General features: G+C 61.4%; 19 protein-coding genes. 10 read left to right on the top strand and 9 right to left on the bottom strand.

Annotation, left to right across the window (positions count from 1 at the left end; all coding sequences use genetic code 11):
* The first annotated feature begins 221 nt into the window (after nucleotides 1–221).
* Entirely contained in the window at nucleotides 222–2,768 is a 2,547-nt protein-coding gene (galA, locus tag V7M64_RS19740) for a beta-galactosidase GalA (RefSeq protein WP_333681564.1), read from the top strand.
* Nucleotides 2,769–2,877: 109 nt separating this feature from the next.
* On the opposite strand, the gene V7M64_RS19745 is transcribed toward galA, so the two are convergent.
* The 7 genes from V7M64_RS19745 to V7M64_RS19775 all read right to left on the bottom strand — a co-directional run bounded on the left by V7M64_RS19745 (nucleotide 2,878) and on the right by V7M64_RS19775 (nucleotide 7,725).
* Nucleotides 2,878–3,408: a hypothetical protein gene (locus V7M64_RS19745; RefSeq protein ID WP_333681565.1), complete on the bottom strand. Its 531-nt coding sequence runs from the start codon at nucleotides 3,406–3,408 to the stop codon at nucleotides 2,878–2,880.
* Nucleotides 3,409–3,505: 97 nt separating this feature from the next.
* Nucleotides 3,506–4,150: a glutathione S-transferase family protein gene (locus V7M64_RS19750; protein ID WP_333681566.1), complete on the bottom strand. Its 645-nt coding sequence runs from the start codon at nucleotides 4,148–4,150 to the stop codon at nucleotides 3,506–3,508.
* Between the two features lie 19 nt (nucleotides 4,151–4,169).
* Nucleotides 4,170–4,823: a glutathione S-transferase family protein gene (locus V7M64_RS19755; RefSeq protein ID WP_333681568.1), complete on the bottom strand. Its 654-nt coding sequence runs from the start codon at nucleotides 4,821–4,823 to the stop codon at nucleotides 4,170–4,172.
* Between the two features lie 520 nt (nucleotides 4,824–5,343).
* Nucleotides 5,344–5,697: a hypothetical protein gene (locus tag V7M64_RS19760; RefSeq protein ID WP_333681570.1), complete on the bottom strand. Its 354-nt coding sequence runs from the start codon at nucleotides 5,695–5,697 to the stop codon at nucleotides 5,344–5,346.
* A gap of 194 nt (nucleotides 5,698–5,891) precedes the next feature.
* Nucleotides 5,892–6,260 carry a VOC family protein gene (locus V7M64_RS19765; RefSeq protein WP_333681572.1) on the bottom strand — a complete coding sequence of 123 codons (369 nt, stop codon included), beginning with the start codon at nucleotides 6,258–6,260 and terminating at the stop codon, nucleotides 5,892–5,894.
* 228 nt (nucleotides 6,261–6,488) lie between these two features.
* Nucleotides 6,489–6,860 (bottom strand): YciI family protein, encoded by a 372-nt coding sequence (locus V7M64_RS19770; RefSeq protein WP_333681574.1) that lies wholly within the window; start codon nucleotides 6,858–6,860, stop codon nucleotides 6,489–6,491.
* Nucleotides 6,861–7,254: 394 nt separating this feature from the next.
* Nucleotides 7,255–7,725, bottom strand: a complete 471-nt coding sequence (locus V7M64_RS19775) for a hypothetical protein (protein ID WP_333681576.1) — start codon at nucleotides 7,723–7,725, stop codon at nucleotides 7,255–7,257.
* Nucleotides 7,726–8,101: 376 nt separating this feature from the next.
* On the opposite strand from V7M64_RS19775, the gene V7M64_RS19780 reads away from it, so the two are divergent.
* Nucleotides 8,102–9,595, top strand: coding sequence for an amidohydrolase family protein (locus V7M64_RS19780; RefSeq protein ID WP_333681578.1), 1,494 nt, complete (start codon nucleotides 8,102–8,104; stop codon nucleotides 9,593–9,595).
* A gap of 45 nt (nucleotides 9,596–9,640) precedes the next feature.
* Here the strand turns inward: V7M64_RS19780 and V7M64_RS19785 are convergent, their stop codons facing one another.
* Together V7M64_RS19785 and V7M64_RS19790 are read right to left on the bottom strand one after the other, a co-directional pair.
* Entirely contained in the window at nucleotides 9,641–10,099 is a 459-nt protein-coding gene (locus tag V7M64_RS19785) for a nuclear transport factor 2 family protein (RefSeq protein ID WP_333681579.1), read from the bottom strand.
* A gap of 126 nt (nucleotides 10,100–10,225) precedes the next feature.
* On the bottom strand, nucleotides 10,226–10,861 hold the full coding sequence (locus tag V7M64_RS19790; protein WP_333681581.1) for a TetR family transcriptional regulator: 636 nt from the start codon (nucleotides 10,859–10,861) through the stop codon (nucleotides 10,226–10,228).
* 89 nt (nucleotides 10,862–10,950) lie between these two features.
* Here V7M64_RS19790 and V7M64_RS19795 point away from each other — a divergent pair, with 89 nt between their 5' ends.
* From V7M64_RS19795 to araH, 8 genes are all read left to right on the top strand, one after another.
* A complete protein-coding gene (locus tag V7M64_RS19795; RefSeq protein ID WP_333681583.1) occupies nucleotides 10,951–11,649 on the top strand; it encodes an SDR family NAD(P)-dependent oxidoreductase in 699 nt (232 codons plus the stop codon).
* 416 nt (nucleotides 11,650–12,065) lie between these two features.
* Nucleotides 12,066–13,817 (top strand): IlvD/Edd family dehydratase, encoded by a 1,752-nt coding sequence (locus V7M64_RS19800; protein WP_333681585.1) that lies wholly within the window; start codon nucleotides 12,066–12,068, stop codon nucleotides 13,815–13,817.
* A gap of 243 nt (nucleotides 13,818–14,060) precedes the next feature.
* Nucleotides 14,061–15,647 (top strand): aldehyde dehydrogenase (NADP(+)), encoded by a 1,587-nt coding sequence (locus V7M64_RS19805; protein ID WP_333681587.1) that lies wholly within the window; start codon nucleotides 14,061–14,063, stop codon nucleotides 15,645–15,647.
* 79 nt (nucleotides 15,648–15,726) lie between these two features.
* Entirely contained in the window at nucleotides 15,727–16,668 is a 942-nt protein-coding gene (locus tag V7M64_RS19810; RefSeq protein ID WP_333681588.1) for a dihydrodipicolinate synthase family protein, read from the top strand.
* The gene (locus tag V7M64_RS19815) at nucleotides 16,669–17,607 is read left to right on the top strand and encodes a Gfo/Idh/MocA family oxidoreductase (RefSeq protein ID WP_333681589.1); all 939 of its coding nucleotides are present in this window, start codon (nucleotides 16,669–16,671) and stop codon (nucleotides 17,605–17,607) included. It abuts the gene before it with no gap.
* A gap of 37 nt (nucleotides 17,608–17,644) precedes the next feature.
* On the top strand, nucleotides 17,645–18,643 hold the full coding sequence (locus V7M64_RS19820; RefSeq protein WP_333681590.1) for an arabinose ABC transporter substrate-binding protein: 999 nt from the start codon (nucleotides 17,645–17,647) through the stop codon (nucleotides 18,641–18,643).
* Nucleotides 18,644–18,854: 211 nt separating this feature from the next.
* Entirely contained in the window at nucleotides 18,855–20,375 is a 1,521-nt protein-coding gene (gene araG / locus V7M64_RS19825; RefSeq protein WP_333681591.1) for an L-arabinose ABC transporter ATP-binding protein AraG, read from the top strand.
* A 21-nt stretch (nucleotides 20,376–20,396) separates the two neighbouring features.
* Nucleotides 20,397–21,410 carry an L-arabinose ABC transporter permease AraH gene (araH, locus tag V7M64_RS19830; protein WP_333681593.1) on the top strand — a complete coding sequence of 338 codons (1,014 nt, stop codon included), beginning with the start codon at nucleotides 20,397–20,399 and terminating at the stop codon, nucleotides 21,408–21,410.
* Nucleotides 21,411–21,589: the final 179 nt, after the last annotated feature.

The raw sequence follows: 21,589 nt of genomic DNA on the forward strand, positions 1-21,589 counted from the left end.
TGCTGCGGATTCGCAAAGCCGTGCCGGACACTAATGAGCTTTCGCTGGAATGACGAATTTCGAGTTCTCGCTAGACCAGCCATGGTGATGCTGGGATTCCATCCAGCCTGCCCGTGCTGTCGTCATGTCGACGAAGGCCGGCACGAATTACACAAACTTTGGTATGGTGCTGCGTCGGAAGGCAGTGCCCGCAAGTCTCACCTTTGGAGATTGTGATTCGCATGGTTGATATCACCCGCCGTACTTTCGTCATCTCAAGCCTTGGATTGGTGGGCGCCGGCTTGCTGCCGCGCTTCGTGCTGGCAAGCAACGGCAAGGCCATGGCTGGCTCGCCGCCCTGGGCATTCCCGCCGCAAAGCACGACCGCCCTGGCGCCCCGCGAGCAGTTGCTGCTGGATTTTGGCTGGCAGTTCGCCTTCGGCAATGGCGACGACCCGAGCAAGGACTTCAACTTCGGTTTCAACCAGAGCGATTTCTCAAAGACGGGCACGTTCAAGATCGCCACCGCCCAATTCGATGCAGGCAACTGGCGCAAATTGAACCTGCCGCATGACTGGGCGGTCGAACTGCCCTTCGTGCATGACGACAAGGGCGACGAAGACAATCGCATGACGTCGCATGGCTACAAACCGCTAGGGCGTCGTTATCCGGCCACCAGCGTCGGCTGGTATCGCCGCGCATTCACCCTTCCCCAGAGCGATCGCGGACGCCGCATCTGGATCGAATTCGACGGCGCAATGCGCGACATCATGCTGTTCGTCAACGGCTGCTACATCGGCCGCCACGACGACGGCTATACCTCGTTCCGCTTCGACCTGACCGATTTCCTCAACTACGGCGACGAGAACGTCATCGCCATCCGTGTCGATGCCAGTTTCGGCGACGGCTGGTTTTACGAAGGCGCTGGCATCTATCGCCATGTGTGGCTGACCAAGACCGATCCCGTGCATCTGGGCAAATGGGAAAGCGTGGTGCGCCCTACTGTGCAGGGCGATGCAGCTGCGCTCGATCTGGCGACTGTGGTGGAGAATGAGCACGAGTATCCGGTCAATGCCTCGCTCGAATGGACCATCGTCGATGCCACCGGCCGCACGGTGGCGCAGGCAACGTCGGCAGCGCAGGCCATTGCGCCAAAGGCATCGATGGACTATCACGCCAGCGCCAACATTCAGCATCCCGTACTCTGGTCGCCGGACGAACCCAATCTCTACACCGCACAGGTCAAAGTGCTGGTCGACGGCAGCGTGCGCGACGGCGAGCACATTCCATTCGGCGTTCGCACGGCCCGTTTCGACCCCGACCACGGCTTCTTCTTGAACGGCAAACCGCTCAAGATCCAGGGCACCTGCAACCACCAGGACCATGCCGGCGTGGGCGCCGCCCTGCCCGACCGCCTGCAAGCCTTCCGCATCGCCGTGCTGCAAAGCATGGGCTGCAACGCCGTGCGCACCTCGCACAACATGCCCACGCCCGAGTGGGTCCAAGCATGCGACCGCATGGGCATGCTGATGATGTGCGAAACGCGCCAGATGAGCTCCAACCCGAGCGGTATGGAGCAGCTTGAAACCATGGTGAAGCGCTATCGCAACTCACCCTCGATCATCATCTGGTCGATCGGCAACGAGGAATGGAAGCTGCAAAAAGGCGATATGGCGCCGCAAGGCAAGCGCATCGCCACCGCCATGGTGGAGCGCTGCCACGAACTCGATCCCACGCGCGTGGTTTCCGCCGCCGTCAACGGTGACAACGAGCAAGGCGTCTCCGATGCGCTGGACATCATCGGCTTCAACTACCACACCGACTTTCCCGACGATTTCCACAAGAAACATCCCACGCGCGCGGTGTTTGGCTCGGAAACCTCCAGCGCCATTTCCACCCGCGGCGAATACACCTCCGACAAGAGCAAGAACACCGTCAACAGCTACGACGGCGTGGTGGACTGGGGACAAACGCCCGAGCAATGGTGGACCTTCTACGGCACGCGCGAATGGCTGGCCGGCGGCTTTGCCTGGACCGGCTTCGACTATCGCGGCGAACCGACGCCGTATGGATGGCCGTCCATCAGCTCGCAATTCGGCATCGTCGATACCTGCGGCTTTCCCAAGGATTATTTCTACTACTACAAAGCCTGGTGGAGGAAAGAGCCCAGCCTGCACGTATTCCCGCATTGGAATTGGCATGGCAAGGAAGGCCAGGACATTTCGGTATGGGTCTACACCAACCTCGACGAAGTCGAGCTGCTGCTCAACGGCAAGAGCCTTGGCAGCAAGAAGGTGCCGCATCTTGGGCATGTCGAATGGAAGGTCGCCTACGCGCCTGGCGTGATCGAAGCGCGCGGCCTGCGTGGCGGCCAAACCGTACTGGTCGAAAAGCGCGAAACCACCGGCCCGGCGCAAAAAATCCGCCTGACTGCCGATCGCCGCCAGATCACGGCAGACGGACAAGACCTCGCCATCATCACCGCCGAAGCACTCGACGATCACGGCCGGCTCGTACCGACGGCGGACAACAAGCTCGCCTTCCGCATCTCCGGCAAGGGCCAACTGATCGGCGTCGGCAACGGCAACCCCAATTGCCTGGAAAGCGACAAGGAGCCGAAGCGCTCGCTGTTCAATGGCTTGGCGCAAGTCATCATTCAAGCGACGGACGATGCGGGCCAAGTGTTGATCGAAGCGGTTGAGGATGGAGCCACGACGCAGCCGCTACGCCCGGCCTCACTGGCGATCACCACCAAGAAGCCGGCAACGAAAGCCCCACGCGTCGCCTGATCCCAACATCCTGGTCCGCGCATGCCTACAGCTTTCCGTCATCCCAGCGAAAACTGGGATGACGAATCAGGGACATTGAATCGCTCGAAAATATCGTCGCCAAAGACGACTAGCCGCCCTGGTGAACACGAATGAAATAATTGGTCTTCATGACAGGCACGCCATCTTTGCCCGGATAGACCGCGGTTTCGACCAGGCTATGTTTATCCGGCAGCACCGCATAGATGCGCGTGGAAACCAGCACGCCGTTCTTCAGCAATGCCATGACGAGCACGTCAGGCGAAGGCAATTCCATCGCTGCCGTGTCGGCCTCAGGGCTATTCTTGACGACAGACGGCGTTCCATCGAGCGCGGCTGCACCCGAGGAATGAACCTCGTTGCCAGGCGCATAAACGATATCGACGCGCATGTCCCACTTGTTGCCGCCCGCATTGCCGAACGTGAATATCACGCTCTTCGGGCGCTGGCCGGGTGGCATGCGCATGCGGGAGGTGTCCAACGACCAGCTGCCGAGCAAGGGAGACGCGGCGGCATGTTGCGCCGGCGCGGTCGCCGATGCTTCAGGCGTCGCCGCCAAGGCAAGCGGGGATGCAAGCGCGGCAATGAATGCCACGATCACGACTTTCAGCGAAGGCTTCATGTCCTATCCTTCCATGCAAAGTGGGGAGGAGATGCATCAGGCAGGCGCGAATGAGTATGCCCTGCCCTGTCGCCAAAAGCACCGGTTCTCGCAGCCCTCATCGAGTGGGCGCTTGCGCCAACCACGCCCTCCTCGACTGGCAGGTATCCATGGCACGCTGATAGCCTTCTCTCGCGCTGGTGCGTGCCATATAAGCCCGCTCCACTTCGCCGAGCACGACACCGCCGCTTGTTTGCGCCAGCTCCAGCGCGTAGGTCACCGAAATATCGGCCGCGGTAAACCGCTCACCCGCAAGATAGGGCGTACGCGCAAGCTGGCGTGTGACCAAGGTCAGGCGGCTCTCGAAAACGCTTAGCGCTTGCCCTGCACTCCAGTTCTGCCGCTCCGATTCCGGTGCAAAATTGCGGGCGCCCACCACGAAATAAATGGACGCCGCAAGACCGGCCTCCCCAAGGTGCAGGAACTGCTGGTAAGCAGGAAACGCAGGATCGTGTGGCGCGGGTGCGAGCGGCGTTGGGCCGTAGCGAGCCATGAGATATTCCATGATGGCAATGGACTCGACCATGGTGACGTCGCCGTCTTGGATCGCCGGTATGAAACCGGCCGGATTGACGGCGAGGAACTCGGTGTCTTGCTCGACACCGGCCAGAAGATCCACCGGCCTCAGCCGATACGCAAGCCCCATCTCCTCCAGCAACCAGATAACGCGAAACCCTCTTCCTTCGCCGAACACAGTGATCATTGTTCGCAATCCCCTGCCGTCAACCAGCTGCCAGCGGAGCGGCGTTGATCGCCAATTGGGCAGCAAAAGCACGCTGATACGCAGGCCGCGCTTCACCGCGGGCGACATAGCCAGCCAGATTGGGAAACTCATCGAGGATGCCTGACGGCCTCGTCCGCAGCAGCACGGACACCATCATCAGATCACCCGCGCTGAACCCGCCATCGAGCCATTCGGCATCGCCCAGATGAGTGGAAAGCTGGCCGAGCCGGTGACGGATGCGATCGGCGACCAGCGGCATGCGTTCCTTCGCCCAGGGTCTATCGCCTTCCACAAACTTGACGGTGACGAGCTCAAGAATCGGCGGCTCCACCTCGTTGACCGCTGCAAACATCCACATGATGGCTCGCGTCCTGGCATTGGCATCGCGCGGGAACAAACCCCCATGCTGTTCGGCGATATGAAAGACGATCGCACCCGACTCGAACAGCGCAAGATCGCCTTCTTCATAGGTGGGAATGTGGCCGAAAGGGTGCAACGCCAGATGCGCAGGCGCTTTCATTGCACGGGGCGAAAGCAGGCGAACCTCGTAAGGCTGGCCGGCTTCTTCAAGCGCCCACCGAACACGCGTATCGCGTGCCAGCCCCTTGCCGCCATCGGGCGAGCGTTCAAAGGCGGTAATGGTGATGGTCATCGTAAGTCTCCACTGGGTGAGTATCGTTGGGGTACCGAGCTGCGGCATTCACCGGACGACGACGCTTAGTTATGTAGCACCCTGGGCTATCCCGTGACTGCTCTAGCTAAGCACGCTTCCATCCCAGCGACGAACGATCAATCGACATTTCGACATGAGGTGCCCCCTGCCCTGCCAAACGCCCCGCTGCCGACCGGGTCAGCTTGACCGCATGCCTGGACGGTGTTCATAGATTGCTGACTATGCGGCGTCTGTTGGGCAATAAGCAGAGCTTTTAGGAATATCGTTCCAGCCAGCTACCGTCTTGATACGAAGCCACCTAGACTCGCTGCGCACAAGCTGACGCGGGAATACATGCAACTCCGTGTCCTTCATCTTCATCGACATTGGAAGCCCACGGACGATCCTTGCTTCGATAGTTGGCGTCGGAGGATTCCCTGCTGCCTTGCCGACCCTAGGTGCAGCCGCAACTCTTGAGTGACAATCCGCCGCGCGTCTTCGCTGACGCGCTAAGTTTCGGCTAGCGGAGACGGGTCGGCCATCCCACTCTAACCAGCATGTCGTCAGGAGCATTTAGAGCGAACTCGTACATGCCCCATGGCTTGTCACTCGGCTCGCCGTCGATTTCGCCATGAAACGCTGCGGCAAGCTCGTCTACATCCTTGCGGTAGAGGTAGAGCCCGAATGGATTGCTTCCCGGCACGAGCCACCCTTCCACAGCTAGATTCAGATGAATCTGAGCACCCAATCCATCAGCAAGCATTCGATAGTCTGCGGAACTACTTTGCTCGCACTTGAAGCCAAGCCGTGCGAAAAACGCCTCGGTACGATCAAGATCATTGCATGGCAATATAGCAATAAGGCTCGACTGCATATCGCAAACCTCGTGTAGGCCTGTCTTTGCACACATAGAACACGCTACTTTGAGCTGGACTTTGCCTAACCCATGGGCTTTTTCAATCCCTTGGATTGCGGCTTCGCTGCGAAGCCCTCGTACATCTGGAGCGTTCACTGCTTATCGCTTGGGAATCGCAAGCAGACTTTTAAAAGCCTGATGGAGCTTCAACATCAGTCTTCGGGCTCATGGCATACCATTTCGATATTGTGTCCGTCCGGACCAATGACGAAAGCCGCATAGTATTTCCCGCTATAGTTTGGGCGCAGCCCAGGCGGACCATTGTCGCTGCCACCCGCAGCGAGGGCCGCGTGATAGAACGCATCCACCTGCTCGCGATGCATGGCCACGAACGCCAGATGGAGATGCGACGGTTTCTCCTCGGTTTGCAATAAACACAGGGAAACTTTGCCGTCCGAGCTTAGTTCGATCCCTCCCGGCCTCTCCTGGAGGATCGCTATGCCGAGCGGCTCAAGCGCCTTGAGAAAGAATGCCTTGCTCGCCTCATAATCGCTAACCCCAAATACGACGTGATCGAACATGCCATCTCCTGAAAATGTGCGCATCTTGAGTTCATCTTAACGCTGCTTTCGACGAGAGTGACATGCCCTGCCGTCACGTTGCTGCAAAAATATGACGTCTGCGTTCCGCTTGCATGTTGCGAACGAGACATGTCCGCTTTGGTCGAAAGCGGACATATCAAAGGACCTCAGCACTTCCGGTCGGGTGGATTGGAACCAAACACGATCTGGCCCATCGCCCATGCGTATTCATGGGGCCAGATAAAAATCCATGGGGATAAGCTCGACGGCCCATTCGCCTTCTTCACCCAGCATGGCGGCCGGGTGCATGGATGCGAGGCGCAGCGCCTCGTCATGGCTGTCCGCCTCGATGATGAACAGGCCGCCCACCACCTCCTTCGACTCGGTGTAGGGCCCATCGTTGATGTGCATCTTGCCGCCGCGTGTACGAAGCGTTCTCCAGCCGTCCAGATCGCCAAGCGACGCGGAAACCAGCACCTTGCCGGTAGCGCGCATCTTCTCGTCCAGTGGCGGGCATTGGCTTACCAGTGCCTTGACGTCATCTGGCGCCATCGCGGCGAATTTTTCGGGGGTGAAGTACGCCAGGCCTAGGTATTTCATGGGAACTCCTTTGGGTTGGATGTATTGACGACGAAGTTGACGATCGGAAATCGACAACTGCCCCGGGGAGTTTGTAGCGGGCCTGGGCACTGTGTCCGTCCTTCGCTTCTCAGGCATGGCGTCACTTACCTGCGACCGGATCAAACGTATCCGTCAATCACCTATGTTTGCCGCCAACCTGGCGCTACCGGCAAGGTCCGCTACAGTTGAAAGCGGACCTTAGCGTTGTGCTCAAATATGCGCCTGGGCCTCCTTGCTTAGAAGAGGCCGAAGAATCCGTCTCACCTCTCCCTTTCCAAGTCCTTCAAAAAAGCATGTGTCGGCTGCGTTCTCTCTTTATCGCTGCCAGCTGCAATCGCATCACTAAAAGTGTTGGCTATGCGGGCCACATCCCTTACCGCATCCGATTCATCACCCGGTGATCTTCCGTCAAATGAACCACCGTGGGATACGCATGCGACAACTGCGGATAGTACTTCGCCACGATCGGCAGCCAGTATTTGGACTGATCGGCAATACGGAAATTGAAACTACCGCCCGGTTTATGAAAACTGTCCAGCGTCAGTAACAGGTCGCCCACGTAATTGATTTTCCCGGGCTCGATGGTAAAGGGCATGCGGTACGAGGTTGACCCTCCTGCCACAGAACCCAGCTCCAGATCGGTCCAGCTGTATACGCCTGCTGGAAGCTCAATCACGATCAGGTTGTTTCGCCTGGGAAGGTTGAGTGTGGTTGCTGCGGACAGGCCGTGGACCTTGTCCACTTTGATGCTGGCGGGCGGATACGGCACGTCGCCCACCGACCATACCAAGACGTTTGCGACCATGATGCCGGTCTGCGGGGGCAGCGTGGCCGTGTCTTTCATGATCGGATCCGTCGAGCAACTGGCGAGCAACATGACCAGCGGCAAAAGCCACAGCCTGCGTAATGACATATTTTCCCCCTGTATGAGTCCGTTTCCTGAGATTTATTTCTCGCATCCTTCCCGACACTTGGCGCGTATCATACAAAGCCATGGTTCGTGCTTGGGTGCGTAGGCAAATCTTGGGCGCCATGGCGGCGTTTCGCAATCCCGTCACGACTAACGCCAGGCTTTCATATTCGTATTTTCCAGCGCCGCCTTTTCTCCTGGCGGGTACCGTTTCGCCCTCGTTCGACACCCCTACCCCGCGGCGATATAGTGCCGGCGGCCCTTGGGCCGAGGGGATTCACGCTTGCCATGCCTGACTGAAGGAGTAGCCATGCGACGTGTGATAGCAGCTGCGGTAGCCGTGTCGATCGGTGCGAGCGCCATGGGCGCCACGACGCTGGACCTTGCTCCCATCGTATTGCCGAAAGCCGCCGCGCCCGGCAAGGCCGTGCAGCCGTTCGTGCGAGTGAATGCTGCCGAGGTCGCGTTGACGCACGTGCGCGTGATCGACGGCACCGGCACGCCCGCGCGCGATGACCAGACGATTTTGATCGAGAATGGCAAGATCGCCGCCGTAGGCGCCAGCGACATGTCGCTTCCCGCCAGCGCCAAACGCGTCGACCTGTCCGGGCATACCGTCTTTCCTGGCCTGGTCGGCATGCACGATCATCTTTTCTACATCGCAGTGCCCAATCTCGACGGGGCATTGCACAGCGATCCGCCGCTGCTCTTGCCGGAAATGGCATTTTCCGCGCCGCGGCTTTATCTCGCCAATGGCGTCACTACGCTGCGCACTACCGGCAGCGTCGAGCCGTATACCGATCTCAATCTCAAGCGCGCCATCGACCATGGCGAACTGCCTGGTCCACATATGGACATCACGGGACCGTATCTGGAAGGTTCCCATTCGCCCTTTATACAGATGCATCCCATTCGCGACCCGGGCGATGCGAAGGAAACCGTCGCGTTCTGGGCGAAACAAGGCGTAACGTCGTTCAAGGCTTACATGGATCTGACACGTGCCGAATTGAAAGCCGCCGTGGAGGAGGCGCATGCCCTGGGGCTGAAGATTACCGGCCATTTGTGCGCGGTCACTTACCGCCAAGCCGCTGAAATCGGTATCGACAATCTCGAGCACGGCTTCTTCGTCAACACCGAACACGACCCAGGCAAGGCACCGGACACGTGCACCGCTTCCGACGGCATGGATACGCTGCATGCGATGGATCCGCAAGGCAGCGATGCCAAAAGCCTGATCCACGATCTTGTCGCGCACCATGTGGCGATCACGTCGACGCTGCCGGTGTTCGAACAGGATCTGCCGCATCGTTCGCTTGGGCCGCAGGTCTTGGCCATGCTCAGCCCGCAGGCAAAACACGATTACCTGCTGTGGCGTGCACATGCGGATGCACTGCCGCCCGAGCGGGTGAAGCAGCGCGCCATCACGTTCCAGCACGGCATGGCGATGGAGCGCGAGTTCGTCGCAGCCGGTGGCTTGCTGTTGGCCGGCCCGGACCCCACCGGCAACGGTGGCATCGTGCCCGGCTTCGGCGACCTGCGCGAAGTGGAGTTGCTGGTCAAGGAAGGTTTCACACCGGTGCAGGCGATTCATATCGCCACCTATAACGGTGCGCTTTATCTAGGCTTGCAGGACCGTATCGGCTCTATCGCTGCAGGCAAGGACGCCGACTTGGTGATAGTGAAAGGCAATCCCGCGCAGCATATTGACGACATCGAGCATGTCGAAACCGTGTTCAAGGATGGCGTGGGTTACGACACGCAGTCGTTGCTGAAATCGGTGCAAGGGCGCTATGGCGAGTATTGATGTTCGCCAGCGGGTGACGACGGCGATACTTGATCAGTGTTGCCTTTATGCCGCGTTGTGAATCTGGGTGAAGATCACCTGCCATTTGCCATCGCGTTTCGCCCACACGTCGACAAAACGCGCGTGCATCGCAAATGGCTTGCCGTGGCTGGTTCCCTTGGCATCGACTATGCCGCCAAGCACGGCGCCATTGGGCCAAACCTTGCGCACTTGTTGGCTGATGGCGACATAAGTGGTTTTCACATCGGGATCGGTCGCACTGGCGATGTCTTCCGCCTTGGTCTGGTTCTTGCCGTTCGTGCCCGCCAACACGTAATCATCCGCCAGCAGTCGCTCGAGCGCGGGTCGATCGGATTTGAGCTGCGCAAGATCATAGGCTGTTGCGGCGGCGGCAAGGTCCTGTGGCAGTCCGCGGTAATCTCCCACTTCCTGCCCTGCCCGCACCTGCATGGGCAACGTGATCAACGCTGCACACACCACCCAATTCCAATGCAGTTGGCGCATATATCCTCCCGCCTTGAATGTGTGGGCACATAGGTAGCAGGGACCATCGGCCGGAGCAACTGCCGAGAGTCTGGCCAATACGGCGCTTTACGCGCGGGAGCCTGCCAGTGTGGATAGCAAAAGCTTTCAGCTGGCCTTGTCGTTGCGGAACAGATAGGCGCAGAACATCTCGCCCATCGCCGCCGCGAACCTGTCGATCTCGGCGCGGGCGCGGTCCTGGCTGGAGATGGTCTTGCCGACCGCGGACATGACGGTGCCGATCATGTCTGCCGCAAACACGCGCTCTTGCACGGATGCATGGGGTAGTGCGTCGCGCATGAAGTTTTCCATCAGCTGGCGGCCCTGTTCGGCATGGCTGCGCGACTCGGGCGCGTCGCGGTACAGCGGCGCGGCGTCTTCCAGCGCGATGCGGAAGGCCGCTTCATCGCATTCGGAGCGGAAATACACCTCCACGGCGGTCTTCAGCCGCTCGGGCGGTGGCACGCTCGCCTCGCCAAGGATGCGCTCGAGCCGATCCATGGTTTGCCGCCATTCTTCCGCCTGCAACCGAAACAGGATCGCCTCCTTGTTCGGAAAGTATTGATACAGCGACCCCACGCTGATGCCGGCGGTTTCGGCGACGCGCGCGGCCGTGAAACGCGGTGCGCCATCGCGCACGAGAACGCGAATGGCAGCTTCGAGAATATCCGCGACGAGTTGCGTGGAGCGCGCCTGGCTAGGCTTTTTTCGCGCGGAAATGACGGGTTTTTTGCGCGTTGCCATAAAAGCCCCTCAAACGCGAATAGTGAATGCGAATGTTTGTTCGTATTCTAGTTTGACGACAAGCTATCGTGTTCGGGCAGGTAAAACGCATGACGACAACAGCGCACCAAACAGCATTGATCATTGGCGCCTCACGCGGGCTTGGCCATGCCATGGCGGAGGAGCTTGTGAAACGCGGCTGGCATGTGATGGGCACAACGCGGAATTCGGCCGATACGCCATTGCACGGGCTATCGCAACGCCTGCCGGAGCGTGTCCATATCGAGCATGTCGATATCACGATGCCCGACCAAATCGCCGCGCTTCATGCTCGCCTGGCCGGGAAAACCTTCGACATGCTGTTCGTCAATGCAGGGGTGACCAACAATCCGCAAGAAACGATCGGCGAGGTGCCGACCGAAGAATTCATCCGCGTGATGGTGACCAATGCGCTGAGTCCCATGCGTGTGGTGGAAGCGCTCTACGGGCTCGTTGCCGACGACGGCATGGTTGGCGTGATGTCGTCCGGCCAAGGCAGCGTCTCGAACAATACCAACGGCATGCGCGAGGTATATCGCGGCAGCAAGGCCGCGCTGAACACGTTCATGCGGAGCTTTGCCGCGCGGCACCGGGATGGGCGGGCGATGGTGTTGATGGCGCCGGGCTGGGTTCGCACGGACATGGGCGGAGCGGATGCACCGTTGACCGTTGAGGAAAGCATTCCCAATGTGGTGAACACCTTGCTCGGTGCGCGTGGGAAACCTGGGTTGCAGTACCTGGATTATCTTGGGCGGACGGTGCCGTGGTAGCAGGCTGTGTAGGTTGGGTTATCCCAGGCTTGATCAGTGTTGCCTTAACTCCCGCTCCCCTCCGGGGAGGGTTGGGGTGAGGGGTGAACCTCGCGGGAAGTCAGCTCCTTGCGGGATTCAAAATCCAAACCTCACGCACGTCGGTTGGTTTCCCGCAAGCCCAGCCCCTCACCCTGGCCCTCTCCCCGGAGGGGAGAGGGGACTGGCTTCACGCATTTATTAGCCTTCCCGCGTCGACAACAAGCAAAATATCTGATCAAGTCTGGGGTAACCCGGCCTATTTGAGGTTTTCGCGAGCGTTACTATCGCTGGGCACTGATATCGATCCGGATATAGGAGGGTTCCAATTTCTTATTGGAAGGTTATCGCCCTTGTTCCTAGACTGCAGGAGCCCCGTCTACCCCCCATTACGGACCATGTCGGCTAACAAACCCAAGTTGCGGTCTCACCAGTGGTTCGGCACCACGGACAAGAACGGCTTCATGTATCGAAGCTGGATGAAGAACCAGGGCATTCCCGATCACGAGTTCGACGGCAGGCCGATCATCGGCATCTGCAACACGTGGTCGGAGCTCACACCCTGCAACGCGCACTTCCGCAAGCTGGCCGAGCACGTCAAGCGCGGCGTTTACGAAGCTGGCGGTTTCCCGGTGGAATTCCCGGTGTTTTCCAACGGCGAATCAAACCTGCGCCCCACGGCGATGCTGACGCGCAACCTCGCCGCCATGGACGTGGAAGAAGCGATCCGCGGCAACCCCATCGATGCGGTGGTCTTGATGTGCGGCTGCGACAAGACCACGCCGGCCTTATTGATGGGCGCGGCAAGCGCCGACGTGCCGGCGATCGTGGTCACCGGCGGCCCCATGCTCAACGGCAAGCTGGAAGGCAAGAACATCGGCTCCGGCACCGCCGTGTGGCGCTTGCATGAAGCGCTGAAGGCGGGCGAGATCGATTTGCATCATTTCCTTTCCGCCGAGGCAGGCATGTCGCGCTCGGCCGGCACCTGCAACACCATGGGCACGGCCTCGACGATGGCCTGCATGGCCGAATCGCTCGGCGTATCGCTGCCGCACAATGCGGCGATTCCCGCGGTGGATGCGCGCCGCTACGTGCTCGCGCACATGTCGGGCATTCGCATCGTGCAGATGGCGCTGGAAGACTTGACGCTGTCGAAGATCCTCACGCGCGAGGCCTTCGAAAACGCGATCGCCACCAATGCGGCGATCGGCGGTTCGACCAATGCGGTGATCCATCTCAAAGCGATCGCGGGCCGCATCGGCGTGCCGCTGGAACTGGAAGACTGGACGCGCATCGGCCGCCACACTCCTACCCTGGTCGACCTGCAGCCGTCGGGACGCTTCCTGATGGAGGAGTTCTATTACGCCGGCGGCTTGCCCGCTGTATTGCGCCGGCTGGGCGAAGCCAAGCGCCTGCCGCATCCGGATGCCTTGACGGTCAACGGCAAGTCGATCTGGGACAACGTGCGCGAAGCCCCGATTTTTGATGACGAAGTGATCCGTCCGCTCGACCATCCGCTGATTGCCGATGGCGGCATCTGCATCCTGCGCGGCAATCTTGCGCCGAACGGCGCGGTGTTGAAGCCTTCGGCGGCGACGCCGGAGTTGCTCAAGCATCGCGGCCGTGCCGTGGTGTTCGAAAACTTCGATCACTATAAGGCCGCCATCAACGACGAAGCGCTCGACGTCGACAAGGATTCCATCCTGGTGATGAAAAACTGCGGCCCGCGCGGTTACCCGGGCATGGCCGAAGTCGGCAACATGGGTTTGCCGCCCAAGCTGCTGCGCCAAGGCGTGAAGGACATGGTGCGCATTTCCGATGCGCGCATGAGCGGCACCGCGTACGGCACGGTGGTGTTGCACGTGGCGCCCGAAGCGGCTGCAGGCGGTCCGCTCGCGGCAGTGTGCAATGGCGACTGGATCGAGCTGGATTGCGAGGCCGGACGGTTGCATCTAGATATCAGCGACGAGGAACTCGCGCGGCGTTTGCGTGAGATCGATCCTTCGGCTGCGCCGGGCGTGGCGGACCAAAAAGGCAAAGGCGGCTACGCGCGGCTTTATATCGATCACGTGTTGCAGGCGGACGAAGGCTGCGACCTGGATTTCCTGGTGGGCAAGCGCGGTGCCGGCGTGCCGAGGCATTCGCATTGAGGTGAGTGCGTGAACTGCATGAACTCGAACGCATCCCCTTCGCCGCAAACCCCCATTCGTCATTCCGGCGAAGGCCGGAATCCAGTGAAAAATGACGTGCGCAGCACACAACATAAGGTTTTGTGTGCTTCGCACGTCGTATTAAGACGGGATTCCGGCCTTCGCCGGAATGACGAGCCTGGAACTCCCCGCAGCCGCAACATCCCCAAGTTCGGCGCATTGCAGCCACGCAGGTAAAACATCATGACTTCCCTCACCGGCGAATCGCTCATCGCAGGCCAAGCCCAACGCGGCGCAGGCACCGCCTTCCACGCCTCCGATGCAGCCACCAACACACCCATCGCACAACCCACCTTCCATAGCGCATCGAGCGCCGATGTCGACCGCGCCTGCGAACTCGCCGATGAAGCCTTCGACGTTTACCGCGCCCTGCCCCTGGAAAAACGCGCGCAGTTCCTGGATGACTGCGCCACCCGCATCGAAGCCCTCGGCGATGCCTTGATCGAACGCGCCATGGCCGAAACCGGCCTCCCCCGCGCGCGTCTGGAAGGCGAGCGCGCTCGCACGGCCAATCAATTGCGCATGTTCGCCACGCTCGTGCGAAGCGGCGACGCGCTGGACGCGCGCATCGAACCCGCCCTGCCCGAACGCCAGCCGCCGCGCAGCAGCCTGCGCTTCTGGCGTATCGGCGTGGGGCCGGTCGCGGTGTTCGGCGCGAGCAATTTCCCGCTGGCGTTTTCGGTGGCCGGTGGCGATACGGCATCCGCGCTCGCGGCAGGTTGCCCGGTGGTAGTGAAGGCGCATCCGGCGCATCCGGGCACATCCGAATTGATCGGCCGCGCGTTGCAGCAAGCGGTGGCCGCGTCGGGCTTGCCTGCCGGCGTGTTCGCGTTGCTGTTCGATGCGGGCCATGAAACAGGCAGCGCGCTCGTGCAACACCCGGCGATACGCGCGGTGGGTTTTACCGGATCGCGCGCGGGTGGATTGGCGCTGGTGAAACTGGCGGCGGCGCGGCACGAACCGATTCCCGTCTACGCCGAAATGAGCAGCGTGAATCCCAACCTGTTGCTGCCGGGTGCGCTGGCCGTGCGCGGAGAAGCACTGGCTCGCGAGTTCACCGCGTCGGCCACGCTTGGTTGCGGGCAGTTCTGTACCAATCCGGGTTTGATGATCGGTTTGACCGGCGCCGATTTCGAAGCTTTTGCCACGCACGCCGCGCGCGAATTCAGCGCCGCGCCGGCGGGCGTGATGCTTACATCCGGCATTTTGCGCGCGTACGAACGCGGCATCGAAAAGCTCACGCAGCATCCCCAGGTGACCACACTCGCACGTGGCGCCAGCGCACCGGATCGCGCGCAGCCGGCACTGCTGCGCGTGCGCGCGAGCGATCTGCTCGCCGACCTCTCGCTGGGGGACGAAGTGTTCGGCCCCAGCAGTGTGTTGGTGGAATGCGCGGATGTAGCCGAACTGCGCACCGTGCTGCGCAAGCTCGAAGGGCAGCTCACCATCACGCTGCATATGGAACCGAGCGATGCCGAACTCGCGCGCTCGCTGCTGCCATTGATCGAACGCAAGGCCGGGCGTGTGCTGGCGAACGGTTTTCCCACCGGCGTGGAAGTGTGCGACGCGATCGTGCATGGTGGGCCGTTTCCCGCCACGTCGGATGGGCGCAGCACCTCGGTAGGCACGGCGGCGATCGAGCGTTTCCTGCGGCCCGTGTGTTATCAGAATTTTGCGGATGAACTGTTGCCGGAGGCGGTGCGTGATGGCAATCCGTTGGGCTTGCGGCGGCGGTTTGCCGGCAAGCCGGAAGCTGCGAACAAACCCTAGCGGCATATGTATATGTCCATGACGTTTGCCCTCCCCCACGGCCGTCATGAGGTTGGCTGCAAGACATGAAGGAAACAGGATGACTGAATCAACAAATACCCGCCGCACACCCCGCTACCGCGGCATCTTCCCCGTCGTGCCCACCACCTTCACCGAAACCGGCGAACTGGACCTGTCCAGCCAGAAGCGCGCCGTCGATTTCATGATCGACGCCGGTTCCGACGGCCTGTGCATCCTGGCCAACTTCTCCGAACAGTTCTCCCTTTCCGACGACGAGCGCGAGCTCATCACGCGCACCGTGCTCGAACACGTCGCCGGCCGCGTGCCGGTGATCGTCACCACCACCCACTACGGCACCAGCATCAGCGCCGCGCGCAGCAAACGCGCGCAGGAACAGGGCGCGGCGATGGTGATGCTGATGCCGCCTTATCACGGCGCCACCTTCCGCGTGCCGGAGCTGCAGATCTACGACTTCTACGCACGCGTTTCCGACGCCATCAATATCCCGATCATGATCCAGGATGCGCCAGCCAGCGGCACGCCGCTCTCCGCCGCGTTCCTGGCACGCATGGCGCGTGAGATCGAGCACGTGGCCTACTTCAAGATCGAAACACCCGGCGCCGCCAACAAGCTGCGTGAAATGCTGCGCCTCGCGGGAGATGCGGTGGAAGGTCCATGGGACGGCGAGGAGGCGATCACCCTGCTCGCGGATTTGAATGCCGGCGCCACCGGCTCGATGACCGGCGGCGGCTATCCCGATGGCATCCGCCCGATCATCGAGGCGCACCGCGAAGGCCGCCATGACGACGCGTTCGCGCAATATCAAAAGTGGCTGCCGCTGATCAACCACGAAAACCGCCAGGCCGGCATGCTTGCCTGCAAGGCGCTAATGAAGGAAGGTGGCGTGATTGCCTGCGAACGGCCACGCCATCCGCTGCCCATGATGCACCCGGACACGCGTGCCGAGCTGATCGCCATCGCTCGCAGGCTTGATCCGCTCGTCTTGCATTGGGGTAAGTAAATGACAGAACAGAACGCGTGCTACACCGTAGGTATCGTCGGCGTCGGCAAGATCGCCCGTGACCAGCATCTGCCCGCCATCGCGGCAAACCCGGGCTTCCGCCTCGTTGCGGCTGCCAGCCGCAACGCGCAGGTCGAGCACGTGCGCAACTACCCGGATATCGATGCGCTGCTCGCCGCCGAGCCGGCGCTGGACGCCGTGTCGCTGTGCGCACCGCCGCAGGTACGTTACGAACAGGCACGCGCCGCATTGCTCGCGGGCAAGCACGTGATGCTGGAAAAGCCGCCCGGCGCGGGTGTGAGCGAAGTGGAAGCGCTGCGTGCGCTCGCGCATAAGCAAGGCCGCACGCTGTTCGCCACCTGGCATTCGCGCTACGGCAGCGCGGTCGAGCCGGCACGCGCCTGGCTCGCCAACCGTACCTTGCGTTCCGTGCACGTACGCTGGAAAGAAGACGTGCGCCGCTGGCATCCGGGCCAGCAATGGATCTGGGAACCGGGTGGCCTGGGCGTGTTCGATCCGGGCATCAATGCCTTGTCCATCGTCACGGAAATCCTGCCCCGAGACGTGCTGCTGCGCGATGCCGCGCTGCATATTCCCAGCGATTGCGCCACGCCGATCGCCGCCGAGCTGGATTGCATCGATGCCGACGGCGTACCGGTGCGCGCGGAGTTCGACTGGCGCCATGGCCCGGTCGAACAATGGGAAATCGATGTCGACACCACCGACGGCCTGCTCGCGCTCAGCGAAGGCGGCAAGCGCCTGGTGATTGCCGGCAAGCCGGTGGAACTCGGCGCCGAGCGCGAATATCCGGCGCTGTACGAGCGCTTCCATTCGCTGATCGCGCACCGCATCGACGACGTCGACGTGCGTCCGCTGCGCCTGGTCGCCGATGCCTTCCTGCTGGGAAAACACATCGGCGTGGAAGCGTTCGGCCACTGACCGCCATCGCTATCGTTATGTCTGGGGAGACTGCAACATGAGCCGCAAGATCCATCGCCACGCTTTCCGCGCCATGCTTATGGCCATGGCCTGTCTCGGCATCGGCGCGTGCCATCACGCCGATGCACCCATCAAGATCGGCTTCCTGGTGAAAATGCCGGAGCAGGCATGGTTCATCAACGAAGAGAAAGCCGCCACCGAACTTGGCAAGAAGGAAGGCTTCTCGGTGGTGAGTATCGGCACGCCGGATGGCGAGAAAGTGCTTGCCGCCATCGACAACCTCGGCGCCCAAGGCGCGCAGGGCTTCGTGATCTGCGCGCCTGACGTGCGCCTGGGGCCGGCGATTCGCGCCCATGCCAAGCAATACGACATGAAGTTCGTCACGGTGGACGACCGCTTGGTCGACGGCACCGGCAAACCGCTCGAAGGGGTGCCGCACTTGGGCATGTCGTCCATCAAGATCGGCAACCAGGTCGGCCAGGCCATCGCCGATGAAATGAAACGGCGCGGCTGGAAACCGGAAGAAGTAGGCGCGCTGCGCATCACCGACGACCAGCTGCCGACCGCCAAGCAGCGCACCGATGGCGCCACCGAGACGCTGCTGGCCAGCGGCTTCAAGAAGGAAAACATCTTCGACGCGCCGCAACGGACGACCGATGACGAGGGTGGCTTCAACGCGGCATCACCGGTGCTTGCGCAGCATCCGGATATCAAGAAGTGGGTGATTTACGCACTCAACGAAGAAACCGTGCTCGGCGCCGTGCGTGCGACGGAGCAGTTGCACATACCGGCCGAGGACGTGATCGGCGTGGGCATCAACGGCGCCGGCGAAGCGTTTGCGGAGTTCCAGAAGAAAGAACCCACCGGGTTTTACGGCACCATTGCGGTGAGTTCGACCAATCATGGCCGGGATAGCGCGCAGAACCTGGTCGATTGGATTCGCACCGGGAAAGAGCCGCCAGCGGATACGCAGACGGCGGGGGCGTTGATGACGCGTGACAATTGGCAGAAGGTGCGGCAGGAGCTGGGTATTTGAACCTCGCCGCAAACCTGACGCTCGTCATTCCGGCGAAGGCCGGAATCCAGTTCAAATATGACGTGCGAAGCACACAAAACCATTTATGTTGAGTGCTGCGCACAACGTGTTTCTACTGGATTCCGGCCTTCGCCGGAATGACGGTGAGGCAAGAGCCCGCTCCTTGCAAACCTGAGGCCTTTTGGTAGAGCAAATACACAACATTGATCCCATGACGCACGCAACCGCAGCCATCCAACCAGCTCACCCCGCCTACCTGGAACTCGACGGCATCACCATGAGCTTCCCCGGCGTGCGCGCGCTCGATGGCGTATCGCTGCAAGTGCGCGCCGGCGAAGTACACGGCCTGATGGGCGAAAACGGCGCCGGCAAATCCACGCTGTTGAAAGTGCTATCCGGCGTCAACCATCCGCAGGGCGGCACGCTGAGCTTGAATGGCGTCACCCACGTTTTCACCAACACACGCGCAGCGATCGACGCCGGCATCGCCATCATCTACCAGGAACTGCACCTGGTGCCCGAGTTGACGGTCGCCGACAACCTGATGCTCGGCCAGCTGCCTCACCGCCTCGGCGTCGTCGACAAGCGCGCATTGATCGCGCGCGCCGTGAGCGAACTCAAGCGGCTCGGCGAACACGTCGATCCACGCACGCCGGTGAAACATCTCTCCATCGGCCAGCGCCAGATGATCGAGATCGGCAAGGCGCTGATGCGCGATGCGCGCGTGATCGCTTTCGATGAACCTACCAGTTCACTCTCCGCACGCGAAACCGAGAACCTGTTTCGCATCATCAAGGCGTTGCGCAATGACGGGCGCGCGATCATCTACGTCACCCACCGCATGGAAGAAGTGGATGCGCTATGCGACCGCGTCACGGTATTTCGCGATGGCAAGCATATCCAGACGTTCGAATCGATGGCCAACGTCAATCGCCATGCACTGATCACCGCGATGGTGGGCCGGCCGATCGCCGACGTCTACGGCTATCGCCCGCGTGCTGCCGGCGAGGTGCTGCTCGAAGCCAAGGGATTGATGGGGCCTGGCCTCGCCGAACCCGCATCCTTCACTGCACGGCGCGGCGAAATCGTCGGCTTCTTCGGCCTGGTCGGTGCCGGCCGGTCGGAGTTGATGAAGTTGATCTACGGCGCAACGCGCGCCGGCGAAGGTCACGTCGAACTCGCCGGCAAGCGTGTCAACTTCCGCAGCCCGCGCGATGCCGTGCGCGCCGGCATCGCGCTCTGCCCGGAAGACCGCAAGAAAGAAGGCATCGTCGCGATCGCCTCGGTGGCCGACAACCTCAACCTCAGCGCGCGCCGCCATTTCTGCCGCGGCGGATTTCTGCTCGACGCCAGGCGCGAGCGTGCGTTGACGCAGGACTACATCCGCAAGCTCGCCATCAAGACCCGCAACGGCGACACCGCCATCGGCACGCTGTCCGGCGGCAACCAGCAGAAGGTGATCTTGTCGCGCTGGCTGGCCGAGCGCATCGAAGTGTTCCTGATGGACGAGCCCACACGCGGCATCGACGTCGGTGCACGCGCCGAGATCTACCATCTGCTCTACGAGTTGGCCGAAGCGGGGCGCAGCGTGCTGATGGTGTCGAGCGATCTTGCGGAAGTGATCGGCGTCGCCGACCGCATCATCGTGATGCGCGAAGGGCGCATCGTGGGCGACGTACCGAAGACCGAGGCGACGCCCGGCGAATTGATCAAGATGGCGCTGCCGCGCTGACGCACTTCAGATGAGCCAAAGATGAGCCAAACCATGCAACCCGAGGAAACCCCGTCCAGCACCCAGGCGTCCCTGCCGCCCGCTGTGCCGATGCGCGTGCGCGCATGGAACATGCTCAACAAGTCGGGCATCGTGGTGGCCTTCGTCGTGTTGTTCGTGGTGTTGTCGGCGACGGTGCCGGATTTCCTCACCACGCGTAACATCCAGGGCCTGCTGCTTTCCGTCACGCTGATCGGTTCGATTGCCGTCACCATGATGCTCGTGCTGGCGCTGGGCGAGGTCGACCTGTCGGTCGCATCCATCGTGGCGTTTGCCGGCGTGGTGGCTGCCACCGTCATCACGCAGACGCATAGCGTGGCGCTGGGCGTTGCCGCCGGCATCCTGGCCGGAGGTGCGGTGGGACTGGTCAACGGCGTGCTGGTTGCGCGCTTCAGGATCAACTCGCTGATCGCCACGCTGGCCATGATGGAGGCGGTGCGCGGCCTCGCCTATATCACGTCCAACGGCGATGCGGTGATGATTTCGCAGGAAAGCTTCTTTGCCCTTGGCAGCGACTCCTTCCTCGGCATTTCGTATCCGATCTGGAGCAACATCGTCGGCTTCGTCGTGTTCGGTTTCCTGTTGAACAAGACCGTGTTCGGCAAGCATGTGCTGGCAGTGGGCGGCAACAGCGAAGCGGCGCTGCTCGCCGGTTTGCCGGTGACGCGCATCAAGATCATGGTGTTCGTGCTGCAAGGCCTGGTGACCGGCTTCGCTGGCGTGATGCTCGCCTCGCGCATGAGCCTGGGCGATCCGAAAACGTCGGTGGGCCTGGAACTCGGCGTAATTTCCGCCTGCGTGCTCGGCGGCGTATCGCTTACCGGCGGCGTGGCGACGATTTCCGGCGTGCTGGTGGGCGTGCTGATCATGGGCGCGGTGCAGAACGTGATGAGCCTGATGAACGTGCCGACGTTCTATCAATACCTGATCCGCGGCGGCATTCTGCTGCTCGCCGTGTTGTTCGATCAGTACCGGCGCAGCCGGCGCAGCGTGTGACGGATGGCACCTACTCTCTAACGTCTCAAACGGCCGTCATTCCCGCGAAAGCGCACTGCTGTCCGGGGAAATTTTTCGCCGTTCTTGCGGGAAACCTAAAAACGACGTCATTCCAGCGAAAGCTCACTGCTGTCCGGGGAAATTCGATCATGCGAAGAGCCCCGACTGAAGACGATTCA

It is taken from the genome of Dyella sp., from assembly GCF_036746095.1.
Taxonomy (GTDB): Bacteria; Pseudomonadota; Gammaproteobacteria; order Xanthomonadales; family Rhodanobacteraceae; genus Dyella_B.